Source organism: Winogradskyella eckloniae (assembly GCF_013249045.1).
Lineage (GTDB): Bacteria > Bacteroidota > Bacteroidia > Flavobacteriales > Flavobacteriaceae > Winogradskyella > Winogradskyella eckloniae.
Map to the genome: position 1 here is coordinate 130,247 of NZ_JABRWP010000003.1, position 12,808 is coordinate 143,054.

Genomic DNA, 12,808 nt, shown 5'->3' on the forward strand with positions numbered 1-12,808 from the left:
TCAATTTTAATTGATTCGCCAAGGTGGGTTTTTTCGATTTTTCCCAGCATGATAAATGATTATGGGATTACCATCAGGATCATTTAAATGTGCTTCCTGCCACAGCCAAGATTGTTCTAAAATTTCAGAATTAAAAATAATACCTTTTTCTTGAAGTTCTGAAACCGTTTTAGAAAGATTTTCTACTTCAAAATAGAGGGTAACACCTTTGTTAATAATTAAATCGTCTGTATGGTGAATAGAAAATGTAGCCTCGCCTTTTGGGCATTCTAAACGCGCGTATCGCGGTAAAGCGTCAACGATTAATCGTAATCCTAATTTTTTGTAAAATCTCACTGATGTTCTTGTATCTAATGATGAGATTGTAATTTGATTTAAATTCATTAGAGGTTAATTTTTATACGTTTTTGTAACCAAAATGAGAGTAAAACAGCCAAAACACTATACAATCCTGTAATTACCCAATTGATTTGGTAACCATGATTGTATATAATATCCATACCTATTTTTGGACCTACAATAGAAGCCAAAGCAAAAGACATGGTGTATAAGGCCATATAACTACCTTCACTGCCTTTTTTTGCTCTGTTTAAAGCAAAGGCATTGGTGTAAGGGAAACCAATCATTTCAGCAAAAGTTAGTAATATAATATTTACAACTAAAATTCCAACCCAAGCGTTACATAAAAGCGCAAAGTAGCTGATGGCAAATAACACAGCGCTTATTAAAATGAGTTTAGTGTGCGCTATTTTTTTGGCTTCTAAATAGGCAATTAATGGCATTTCAAACAGTACAATTAAGGCACCATTTATAAACATAATAAAGCCGGTTTGTAATTCTGATAAGCCATAAGCATCAAAATGATAAATTGGAATTGAAGTTATTAATTGAAAAAACGACATAGCAATTAAAAAACTGATCACAAAAAAGATAAGGAAGGTCTTATCCTTGTAAACCGCGTTTCTATTCTGCTTGTGTATTAATTTTTCTTCTGTAGACAACTTTTGTACAGTTTCTTTTATTATTAACCTGAACAGTAAAATGGCTAGAATACAGGTAATGCCATCTATCCAAAATAATAAATTATAACCATCTAAACCAATTATAAAACCTGCCAGAATTGGTCCAAATGCCATGCCTAAATTTATAGCTAATCGCAATAAAGTAAGGGATCTTGTTTGGTTTTCTGGTTTACTGTACGTTTTTAACGAAACAAAAAGGGCAGGTCTAAAGGTATCTGCAATACTCATTAGTACTAATATGCCAATGCATAATCCTATAAAAGAGGTTATATATTGTAAGACAATAAAACCTATACCAGTTAGGAGTAAGCTGTAAAACATAACCTTATAAAACCCTATTTTATCGGTTAATTTTCCGCCTAACCAAGAGCCTATAAAAGAACCAATTCCAAAAAACATTAGAATGGTACCAGCATCTGGAATAGAAAATTCTAAATTTTCTTTTAGATATTTAGACAAGAAAGGAATGACCATGGTGCCAGCTCTGTTGATAAGTGTAATAAGAGCAAGCCACCAAATTTCTTTAGAAAGGCCTTTGAAGTTATTAATATAGGTGTTGAATAGTGTTTTCATTTTTGGTGGTTGGTATAAAAATAAAAAGTCCGACGTTATCGTCGGACTTTTAAATATTGTTAATTAATATATGTATATAGCTACAATAGATAATGCATCCGAATGTATTCCGAAGAATTCGATGTGGTTTGCTTTGTATATCTAGTGACTTGAAACATGATTTTTATATAAATACTGAAGTCAAAACTACAATAAATTTTTGTAAATCGTATTTTTGAATTTTAAAAATTAAAAAATGAAGACTATTTTATTACTTCTTTTTGTAACAGTATCAATGAGTTGTACGCAAAGTAAGCAGGCCATTAAGGACGGTACAGCTTGGCAGAAAAAAATGAATGCAGACTTTAAAGATGCTTCAAAATCGCCTTTAAAACCAAAGGATAGAGAGGTGTTTGTAGGTTTAGATTTTTTTAATTTTGATACAGCCTATGTGGTTACAGCGTCATTAAAACGAACACCAGATACCGAATGGTTTGAGATGAAAACCACAACAGACCGACGTTCATTAGAACGCGTTTATGGTGTATTGTCATTTGAGTTAAATGGAACATCTTTTGAGCTCAATGTGTATCAAGGTAAAGAATTAATGACAGAAGAAGGCTTTGAAAATTACCTTTTTCTGCCGTTTTTAGATAATACAAATGGAAACTCTACGTATGGAGGTGGACGTTATATAGATTTAAATATTCCCGAAGGTGATACCATGACCATCGATTTTAATACCGCTTATAATCCGTATTGTGCTTACAATGAAAAATTCTCTTGTCCTATTGTACCAAGAGTAAATTATTTAGATACTGATGTAAATGCAGGTGTAAAGAAGTTTGTGAAGCAGTAGGTTTTTTTTAGTTTCAAAGTTTCAAAGTTTCAAAGTTTCAAAGTTTCAAAGTTTCAGAATTTCAGACTTACTCCGTTTCAGAGCTTCAAAGTTCTAATTTGAAATTTTTTCATTGCGGCTTTGCGCTTTAGCGAGAAAAATTAATTTCCAACGACTACTTAGCCAAATACATGCCTAAAAACACTGCTAAAAACCCAATGGCAAAACTCGCAATAGTGTAAAAAGCAAAGCTCATAAAGTCTCCAGATTTTAAAAACACATGATTTTCATAAGCAAAGGTTGAAAAAGTAGTGAAGCCACCACAAAAACCTGTGGCTAAAAGTAACGTCTGACTTTGGGATAAGGTTTCGTTTTTTGCTGCAAGCCCAAGGATAATACCAATCAGTAAACTCCCTAAAATATTGGCTGCAAACGTTCCGTAAGGAATACCAGTTTCAGAATTATTAAGCCATTTCCCTATAATATATCGTAAGGAACTTCCAAATCCACCACCAAGAAATACAAGTACTATTTGTTTCAAATTTCAGCTTTTACTTTATTGTTATCAGTCATCAGTCATCAGTCATCAGTCATCAGTCATCAGTCATCAGTCATCAGTCATCAGTCATCAGTCATCAGTCATCAGTCATCAGTCATCAGTCTTCAGTCATCAGTCTTCAGTCATCAGTTTTCAGTCATCAGTTTTCAGTCATCAGTCTTATCCTCAACTTCTACATAAATCTCAGTTACCCATTTCGCAGGATTCAATTCATGCCTAGGATCAGTAAGATACGTTTCTAACATTGCGCCACCTTCAACCATTACTAAATCATTATCAGTTATATATTTCATAGTGGTTTCCCAGGCTTCTCTTAAGTTGCTGTAATTTCCGGTTAAAACAGTTTTTACAGCTCTAAAGGAGTCCAATTGTCCTGTTAAAATATCGTCTTCAGTGGTCACAATTTTAGAATTTGTTGGTATACAGCACGAAAAAATAACGGCATCATTTTCTTCATCCCATTTATGGTATAAAATAAAAGGAGGTCCAGCCATAGTCACATTATGTGTCATGGCATATGCGCCAACCTTTGGGAGCATTGACGTCATGTTTTTCTTAAAATCACTAAACTTACAAGATGTAGTGTTGTAAATGTAATAGCCACCACTATGTTGGGTTACACCTTCACTTTTTATACTATACACTTTCATTTCTTTTTGCACAACACTGTCTAGCATTTCTAAGCCACGCTCATAATGTGGTCCAATTTGTTTTTCCATGCCACCCATAAACGTTGCAAACATTTTAAACGCAAAGGGTAAATCCTTGCCTACAATAGACCAGGTTACTTCGGTAGAACCATCTTTATTGGGTTTAAATTTCCAATTAACGTCAGACTTAGGGAACTCACCAAATTGCATTTCTTGTGTTATCGAAGTGTTTGGTGTTGCTTTTATTGTTTTCATAACACCAATGCCATCTTCGTCTTCCCATGTGTACGATCCACCAACGCCTTTCGTTTGTTCGTTAAGCGTCATTATAAGTTCTGGGTTGTCTTCTTTCCAAGAATTCCAAGACTCCCAATTTTTAAAATCTATAACATTATTGTAAATCACAGCATGTGGTGCTTGTATAGTTCTGCTTCGTGTGACTTCAAAAGAATTTGGCTGCACAGCTATGAAGATTGACAATCCTATTATAAGGATAAGCAGTAAAAATAATATGTATTTTAAGGCTTTCATGTTTAAGAAGATTTTTGCGTTTCTCAAAGATAGTCATTTTATGATATGTGATATAAACCTTATCTTTGGTTTCAACTAAAAAATATAACATGAATTTAAAAACATTATTTAAAATAGGCGTTTTTGCCTTGTTTATTGTAGGTTGTAAGGATCAAGTTCAAACTGAAATTGCTGAAGCAGAAGCAACTGTGGAACAAGAATTCAGTTTTAATGTTGAAGAATTTGCAGACATTAAGGTGTTGCGTTATCAAATTCCAGGTTGGGATAATTTAACCCTAAAAGAGCAAAAGTTAGTGTATTATTTAACGGAAGCTGGTTTGGCTGGTAGAGACATCATGTGGGATCAAAACTACAGACATAATCTTACCATCAGAAAAGCTTTAGAAACGGTTTATACAGAATATAAAGGCGATAAGTCCACGTCAGACTGGACCAATTTTGAAACCTACCTAAAACGCGTTTGGTTTAGTAACGGTATCCATCATCATTACTCTAATGCTAAACTAGTGCCAGAATTTTCAAAAGACTATTTAAATAAGTTGTTGTCTGCAACGAGTGCAACGTTAGAAGGCGAAGCGTTTGAGGTGTTATTTAATGATAAAGATGCTAAAAAAGTCAATCAGGCTAAAGGTGTCGATAATGTATTAGAATCTGCTGTTAATTTTTATGGGCCAAACGTTACCAATAAGGATGTTGAAGATTTCTACAAGTCTAAAAAATCGCCAGATCCAAAGAAGCCCTTATCGTATGGTTTAAACTCGCAATTAGTAAAAGCGGATGGGATTTTAAAAGAGCGTGTTTATAAATCTGGTGGACTCTACGGTTCTGCAATCGATAAGATTGTAATGTGGTTAGAAAAAGCAAAAGGTGTTGCAGAAAACGAAGCACAAGGCAATGCTTTAGGATTATTAATTGACTATTATAAAACAGGAGATTTACAAACTTGGGATGATTATAATGTCGCATGGACAGCAGCAACAGAAGGCAATGTAGATTATATTAATAGTTTTATTGAAGTGTACAATGATCCTTTAGGTTACAGAGGTTCTTATGAAACTATTGTGCAAATCAACGATTTTGATATGTCTAAAAAAATGGCTGTTTTATCTGATAATGCACAGTGGTTTGAAGACAATTCGCCTTTAATGGCAGAACACAAAAAGAAAGATGTTGTTGGTGTAACCTACAAAGTAGTTAACGTAGCAGGTGAAGCTGGTGATGCATCGCCAAGTACGCCAATTGGTGTTAATTTACCAAATGCAAACTGGATTAGAGCTGCCGTTGGAAGTAAATCAGTATCCTTAGGAAACATTATTCATGCCTATAACAATGCTGGTGGTTCTGGTCGATTAAAAGAGTTTGTACATGACGATGAAGAACTTCAACTTGAAGAAGCATATGGACAATTAGCAGATAAATTACACACAGCTTTGCATGAAGTTATTGGTCATGCCTCAGGACAATTAAATCCTGGTGTTGGTGAGACCAAAGAAACACTTAAAAATTATGCATCTACTTTAGAAGAAGGTCGTGCTGATTTAGTTGGTTTGTATTATTTGTACGATTCTAAATTACAAGATTTAGGATTGGTGGAAGACTGGAAAAAAGTAGGAAAAGCGGCTTACGATGGTTACATCAGAAACGGTTTAATGACCCAATTAATTCGTTTAAATCTTGGTGATGATGTAGAGGAAGCACATATGAGAAACAGACAATGGGTTTCTGCTTGGGTATTTGAAAAAGGAAAAGCAGATAACGTCATTGAAAAAGTGACTAGAGATGGTAAAACTTATTTTAATATCAACGATTACGAAAAATTACACACCTTATTTGGGCAATTACTTAAAGAAACACAGCGTATTAAGTCGGAAGGCGATTTTGCAGCCGTTGAAGCTTTAGTAGAAGGGTATGGTGTAAAAGTAGATCAAGCCATTCATGCTGAGGTGTTAAAGCGAAATGAACAATTTCCTTCGCCGCCTTACAGTGGTTTTGTAAATCCGGTGTTAGTGCCAGAAACGAATGAAGCTGGTGAAATTACAAGTATTAAAGTTACACAGCCAAATGCTTTTGCAGAGCAAATGCTAAACTATAGCAAACACTATAGCCATTTGCCTGCTATAAATTAAGGTAAACGAATTATAGTTGTAGAAAAGCACTTGCACTATTGTAAGTGCTTTTTTATGATATCGATTATAATTTTGAAAGCTGAATGCGTTACACATCATTTCAAAAAAAGGAATAATTTAGTAGCAACGAAAGATTAATATGTATAAATAGAATAGCGTTAACCTAAAATGGTAGAAAACTTAAAATACTATAGCCATCTTAAAAAACATGCAGGCACACTTGTAGCGTTGCTAGATAATGCATCTGCATTTACAGAGGTGCCAGATACTTGGCATGTGGTTGTAGTTGATATATTAAATTCTACACAAGCCGTAGATCAAGGTAAACACCATAAGGTTAATTTAACAGCAACAGGCGCTATTATTTCGGTTTTAAATTTTAATAGAAAAGCAAAACAAGGCGTTGAGATTCCCTATTTTTTTGGAGGCGATGGCGCCACATTTATAATTCCGACCTTATATTTAGAAGATATTATTCAAATCTTAGATAATTACAGTCTTCATATTAAAAATCATACAAATTTGGTGCTAAGAGTAGGTCATATTTCGGTAAGTTACCTAAGAGATCAAGACTATGGTTTAAAAATTGCAAAGCATCAATTAACCAACCAATTAACCATACCTATTGTTTTAGGCAACGGTTTAAAAAAGGCTGAAGAGATTATTAAAACCCATTTTGAAGAGAAGCGCACTAATTTCGAAAAAACGCTGCTGAATTTAGAAGGCATGGAATGTCGTTGGAAACAAATAAAGCCAGATCAATCCGAAAAAAAAGTAGTGTGTTTGTTGCTAGATGCGCTTCAGGAAAAAGATCAAAGATTAGTGTACAGAGACGTTATAAATACAATGGATGCTGTGTTTGGCGATTTTAACGAACGTCAAATTATTAAAACAGATAATTTAAAATTAAATTATAGTATTCGCACTATTTGGGAAGAAATGAAGATTCGGCTGCACCGACAAAGTTTAGCTTTTTTGTTAAAAAAATGGTTTTCAACTTTAATCGGTAAATTTTATCTCAACCTTTCAACTGAAGGCAAACACTATGTACAGCAAATAGGGCAATTATCGCATACCTTTATGCTAGATGGTATGATTAATACTGTTTTTACGGCAGAACAATCTCAAATAGATGATTTTACAGCCTATTTAAATCAACTCGAAAAAGACAAGAAACTCATATATGGTATCCACGTGACGCATGCCTCAATTATGTCGTGTTATGTGTTAGACCGAAAAACCAAACACTCCCACTTTGTAGACGGAACAGAAGGTGGTTACACTTCTGCAGCAAAAATGTTTAAGCAAAAGTTGAAGAACCAATAGTTGCAGAGTTTTTATCAAATCCGTCAGTTTGAGTGAATTTTACGATTGCAATGCGTAAAATTAGTATCGAGAACAAGGATTCGTACTCAAAATAAGTTCTCGATACAATTTCTCGTGCCTTAAAATCACTCGAACAGACGTTTTATCATATTTTTGTTTTCATAGACTAAAATAATAAACAACAATGCAAACCCAACCAAAACAGTCACATTACCATTTCCTAAAGCAAAACATCATGTTTTTATGGCTAGCATGCGTTGTAATCATATCCTGTAAAAACGAACCAGAACGTCAAGCAAAAACCGATTTTTGCGCCAGTATTCACAGAGACGAAAGCACCTCATTATCTAAAGAACTCGCATCACTCAACACCAAAATGGAATCCCAAACAGGTGTTTATGTGTTAGAAGATGGCAGCGGTTCTATGGTCGCTAGAGCGTGGTTGAGCGAGTATGCCGAAAAAACCATAGACATTCAATATTTTATATTTTCATTAGATAACGTAGGTCTCATCGCTTGCGATTACCTTATTAGAGCTGCAGATCGTGGTGTAAAAGTGCGCATCCTTGTCGATGATATTATGGTAGATGCTGATATTGAAGACATTTTAAGCTTTGCGTCGCACGAAAATATTACCGTAAAAATCTATAATCCTGGTGTGAACTTAGGTAAAAACCTATTCGGGAAAATAAAGACCTTCACAACCGATTTTAGGTCGGCCAACCAACGTATGCACAACAAAACCTTTATTGTAGATGGCAAAGTGGCTATTACAGGAGGACGTAATATTGCTGACGAATATTTTGACTACGACCACGAGTACAATTTTAGAGACAGAGACATTCTCTTATTAGGTAAAGTATCGCAAACTATGAATACCTCTTTCGAGGAATTCTGGACCAGCGATTTAAGTCAAGACGTTACCGCAGTCGTAGACCATGTACCAACCAATACAACCGAAGCCAACAGATTTGATGCTTTGCATGAGTATGCCTGTAACCCAGAAAATTTCTGGCCACAAGTAAGAACACGTATTGCTAACCTGCCAGAAACGTTTAGAAACATTAACGACTCCGGAAAATTAGTATGGTTAGACGATGTGCAATTTATCTCAGATATTCCCGGAAAAAACGATGGCACCAACGGATTAGGAGGAGGCGGACGCTCTACCACAGCCTTAATAGAGTTGGTAAAAAACGCAAAATCTACGATAGACATACAATCACCTTATTTAATCACAGGCAGTTTATCGCAACGCTTATTTAGAGAAGCCACAGAACGAGGCGTAAAAGTGAGAATTTTAACCAACAGTTTAGCCTCAACCGATAATTTAGAAGCCTTTAGTAGTTACCAAAGCACCAGAGCAACCTTATTAAAAACAGGTGTACGTATTTTTGAATTTAAACCAGATGCCGAAGAACGTCTAAGTATAATGACAGGCGAACTGCAAGAAACCCTAGAGCACAAACCCATTTTTGGCTTGCACGCCAAATCTATGGTTATAGATCAAAAAATCACTGTGGTTGGTACCTTTAATTTAGACCCAAGAAGCGCCAATTTAAATACCGAATGTGTAGTCATTGTCAACTCGCCACAAATTTCAGAAGGCGTTTTAAAAGGTATGGACATAGAGTTTCAACCAGAAAACTCTTGGGAAACCACTTTAGAGTACAATCCAGATGCTGAGGTAGATCACTACAAACGTCTTAAAACTTGGACACGCAAAATTCTACCAAAGTCTATTTTGTAATGCGTTTTGCGTGTTCTTTTTTATTTGAAAATACGTAGTTCTACGCATATAAAAGTTGAAAGTATTTGGTAATTTTACCTACAAACAAAAACAACTAAAAACTTTTGATAACCTAATAGTTTTATCAGGATATCTGCGATAAAAGTTTTTATATGAGGAGTTGGCAGCAAGTTGAAAAAACAAACATATGACAAAACAAGAACGCTTAATTAGTGAAATAGATAACAAAAAAGCTGAATTTAGAACTGAAAGCTACCCAATGTCAATTGGAGAATTGGTCAATTTATATAAAAGTGGAGAAATACTGATTAATCCTGATTTTCAAAGATATTTTAGATGGACAAACACTCAAAAATCAAGACTGATAGAATCAATACTATTAGGAATTCCAATCCCTTCTATTTTTGTTTTTCAACGTGAAGATGGTATCTGGGAATTGGTAGATGGTTTACAAAGAATATCAACTTTGCTACAATTTATGAGTAAACTTCCTGAAGTAGAAGATGTTCCAACAAAAGACAGATTGGTTCTTGAAGGCACCAAGTATTTGCCAAGTTTAGAAGGGATGGTATGGGAAAATTTAAAAGATGGAGATGTAGAACTACCAAATGCTCTTAAACTTTTCATTAAAAGAGCTAAACTTAATTTCTCAATCATTTTAAGCGACAGTGGCGCAAATACTAAATTTGATGTATTCCAAAGACTAAATACAGGAGGGACTTACGCATCAAGTCAAGAAGTAAGAAACAGTGTTATGATAATGATAAACAAACCAACTTTTACTTGGTTTAAAAAATTATCAATGAATGAGGACTTCTTAAATTCAATATCAATTACCGACAGACTAATAGATGAACAGTATCCAATGGAACTGGTTTTAAGACATATTGCATTGACTCATTATGACTATAGCAATAAAAAGGAATTAAGTGATTATTTTGATGACATCATTGAGGAGATACTTTTGGATGATGCATTTGACTATGACAATTTGGAATACCAATTTAATAGAACATTTTCATTAATTAATGAAATTGTAGGTAAAGGAGCATTTAAAAGGTATGCAGGAGGAAGATTTAAAGGCAAATTTTTAGAATCAGCATTTGAAGCGGTTTCAGTTGGTGTATCGAAAAACTTTGATAGCTATGATTTACCAACAGACAATGATTTAATAAAAAAATTAATAGAGAATCTTCACCAAGATGTTACTTTTAATAGATATACAGGTTCGGGTTCTAATGCAAGAACTCGTATTCCGAATATCATTCCATTTACAATCGATTATTTCTCTAAATAATGGGTAGAAATTTATTCACATTCGATAGTTTAACTGACAAAGTAGTTGCTGATTTTTCTTGGAGAAGAAAGGAATTAACATTAATAAAAAATAAAATTCCGAAAGAAAAAAACTCTTTACAATCAGCACTTATAAGAGCCACAATACCATTGTTATATGCTCATTGGGAAGGCTTTGTAAAAGTCAATATGTCCTATTATCTAGAGTATGTTTCAAACAAATACCTTAAAAACAGAGAACTTAAAACATCTTTTATTGCTTTGTCATTACAAAATAAGTTGGGCGACTTAAGCAATAGTAGTTTTAGCAACAGAACAAAAATTATTGATTTCATCTTTGAAGACCTTGAAAAACAATCAAAAATTCCCAAAAAAAATATTATTAATACAAAGTCAAATTTAAGTTTTAACGTATTACAAGAAATATTGTTCATTTTAGATTTAGAAGATAGTCATGTCGATAGTCAAAAAGAATTGATAAATGATTTAGTTAATGAACGAAATTATATTGCACATGGAGAACATACTTTAATTGACTATGAAACCTTTGAAAACTTTTACTATGACATTATCTCATTAATGGAGTATTTGAGAACAATAATTGAAAATAATGCCATCCAAGAAAAATATAAAAAGCCAGCAGCCAACACCGTTTATGCTTAATTCTTCATATTATAATAATCACACAACTAAGCATATGTGATAAATAATGGATATACGCGCGAGAATCTAACAACCAATTCTTTTAGTAATTTCCGCACAACAATAAGCGTATTATTGTACTTTTAACTATAAATAGATGTACGCTATTCTTAGAAAAACACATAAACCTACAATTTGCAACCAAAAACAAAAGAACCAAGACTAACCTGTTACAACTGTATGAGTCCTAAAAGTACATGTATTTGTAGTCATATAAATCCTGTAGACACGCAAACACGGTTGATTATTTTGATGCATCCTAAGGAGTACAAAAAAGAGAAAAACGGAACAGGCCACATGACGAAGCTTCAGCTTCAAAATTCAGAGATTATAGTTGGCGTCGATTTTACAACGCATAAGCGCGTTAATGAGATTCTAACCACGCAAGACAATTGTTTTTTGTTGTATCCAGGTAAAGCGAGTTTCAACTTATCGGTTGCGCGTAGTGCAGAGATTAAGATGGGTTTAGGCAAAAGTCCACACCTTTTTATTTTAGATGGCACATGGCCTTGTGCGCGCAAAATGCTTAAATTGAGTAAGAATTTACAAGCCTTAAAACGCGTGAGTTTTGATAACACTATTACATCAGCATTTATCATTAAACAACAACCAGAGCCACTTTGTTTAAGCACTATTGAGTCGGTTTACACGGTTTTAAACTTACTTAAAGAAGGCGGATTAGAAGATTGCGACACATCTAATTTCTTGTTACCATTTCAAAAAATGATTGCACATCAATTAGATTATATGCGCAACCCAAACCATAAAAATTACAATACTGAAGCAAATTTTGAGCTTCCAGAAAAGAACATGTACAAGAAAAACACGGAACGAAACACCATTTTTGAGCAAGAGTATTAGTAGTGTTTAGTAACGAGTTGTAAAATATGAATTAAAGAGAAACTTATAATTTAACCAAACCAATATCATGAAATTAAAAAACATCATTTTCGCATTTACATTAACCCTATTTGTTGCACAATTAAGTTGGTCTCAAACTTTCGAGGTTCCAGAGAATGTAAAATTAGAAGTCGCAGAAGACTATGTAAAACATGAGCCACAAATTGTAGACTGTATTAATTGGTTAGAAAATACACCAATGAGTGAGGAAGCGGATAAAAGGCTTATGGCAAATGCTTATGTAATGAAATGGGCCACTGGTACAACAACCGTTACTATTTCTATGCAATCGTTTCAGGTAGATTTAACGACTAAAAATCCTGAGCTTTTAATTGTTTTTATAGGTGGCTGGATAAAATATGCTATTGAAAATCCAGATGATAAAGATAATGTTGAAGCTGGTAATATTTCTGGTATTAATAGTCTCATAAAAGTGTATTCTGCCAATAAAGGCAATGGTTTAAAGAAAGATAAGCGTATTGAGAAATTAATTAAAATGGATGCATCTGAGCTCAAAAATTGGGTAGCTGAGCAATTAAAATAATCAGTTTTATAA

General features: G+C 33.9%; 12 protein-coding genes. 8 read left to right on the top strand and 4 right to left on the bottom strand.

Annotated features, from left to right (window positions below; genetic code table 11):
• Positions 1-6 precede the first annotated feature (6 nt).
• Both HNV08_RS05945 and HNV08_RS05950 read right to left on the bottom strand, forming a co-directional pair.
• On the bottom strand, positions 7-384 hold the full coding sequence (locus tag HNV08_RS05945) for a VOC family protein (protein ID WP_173280258.1): 378 nt from the start codon (positions 382-384) through the stop codon (positions 7-9).
• The gene (locus HNV08_RS05950; RefSeq protein ID WP_173280259.1) at positions 384-1,595 is read right to left on the bottom strand and encodes an MDR family MFS transporter; all 1,212 of its coding nucleotides are present in this window, start codon (positions 1,593-1,595) and stop codon (positions 384-386) included. The genes HNV08_RS05945 and HNV08_RS05950 overlap by 1 nt, the downstream gene beginning before the upstream one ends.
• 235 nt (positions 1,596-1,830) lie before the next feature.
• Between HNV08_RS05950 and HNV08_RS05955 the strand changes: the two genes are divergently transcribed.
• Positions 1,831-2,433 carry a DUF1684 domain-containing protein gene (locus tag HNV08_RS05955; protein WP_173280260.1) on the top strand — a complete coding sequence of 201 codons (603 nt, stop codon included), beginning with the start codon at positions 1,831-1,833 and terminating at the stop codon, positions 2,431-2,433.
• Between the two features lie 154 nt (positions 2,434-2,587).
• On the opposite strand, the gene crcB is transcribed toward HNV08_RS05955, so the two are convergent.
• Positions 2,588-2,953, bottom strand: coding sequence for a fluoride efflux transporter CrcB (crcB, locus tag HNV08_RS05960; RefSeq protein WP_173280261.1), 366 nt, complete (start codon positions 2,951-2,953; stop codon positions 2,588-2,590).
• Positions 2,954-3,117: 164 nt separating this feature from the next.
• On the bottom strand, positions 3,118-4,152 hold the full coding sequence (locus HNV08_RS05965) for an SRPBCC family protein (protein WP_173280262.1): 1,035 nt from the start codon (positions 4,150-4,152) through the stop codon (positions 3,118-3,120).
• Between the two features lie 89 nt (positions 4,153-4,241).
• Here HNV08_RS05965 and HNV08_RS05970 point away from each other — a divergent pair, with 89 nt between their 5' ends.
• The 7 genes from HNV08_RS05970 (at position 4,242) to HNV08_RS06000 (ending at position 12,796) form a co-directional block, all read left to right on the top strand.
• On the top strand, positions 4,242-6,278 hold the full coding sequence (locus tag HNV08_RS05970) for a dipeptidyl-peptidase 3 family protein (protein ID WP_173280263.1): 2,037 nt from the start codon (positions 4,242-4,244) through the stop codon (positions 6,276-6,278).
• Positions 6,279-6,446: 168 nt separating this feature from the next.
• Complete coding sequence (locus HNV08_RS05975) at positions 6,447-7,604, top strand: DUF3095 family protein (protein ID WP_173280264.1); 1,158 nt, start codon at positions 6,447-6,449, stop codon at positions 7,602-7,604.
• Positions 7,605-7,839: 235 nt separating this feature from the next.
• Positions 7,840-9,354, top strand: a complete 1,515-nt coding sequence (locus HNV08_RS05980; protein ID WP_173280265.1) for a phospholipase D family protein — start codon at positions 7,840-7,842, stop codon at positions 9,352-9,354.
• 187 nt (positions 9,355-9,541) lie between these two features.
• Positions 9,542-10,651 carry a DUF262 domain-containing protein gene (locus HNV08_RS05985; RefSeq protein ID WP_173280266.1) on the top strand — a complete coding sequence of 370 codons (1,110 nt, stop codon included), beginning with the start codon at positions 9,542-9,544 and terminating at the stop codon, positions 10,649-10,651.
• A complete protein-coding gene (locus HNV08_RS05990) occupies positions 10,651-11,313 on the top strand; it encodes an MAE_28990/MAE_18760 family HEPN-like nuclease (RefSeq protein ID WP_173280267.1) in 663 nt (220 codons plus the stop codon). Before HNV08_RS05985 ends, HNV08_RS05990 begins: the two co-directional genes overlap by 1 nt.
• Positions 11,314-11,487: 174 nt before the next feature.
• Positions 11,488-12,213: a tRNA-uridine aminocarboxypropyltransferase gene (locus HNV08_RS05995; RefSeq protein ID WP_262886684.1), complete on the top strand. Its 726-nt coding sequence runs from the start codon at positions 11,488-11,490 to the stop codon at positions 12,211-12,213.
• 67 nt (positions 12,214-12,280) lie between these two features.
• Positions 12,281-12,796 (top strand): hypothetical protein, encoded by a 516-nt coding sequence (locus HNV08_RS06000; protein WP_173280269.1) that lies wholly within the window; start codon positions 12,281-12,283, stop codon positions 12,794-12,796.
• Positions 12,797-12,808 lie beyond the last annotated feature (12 nt).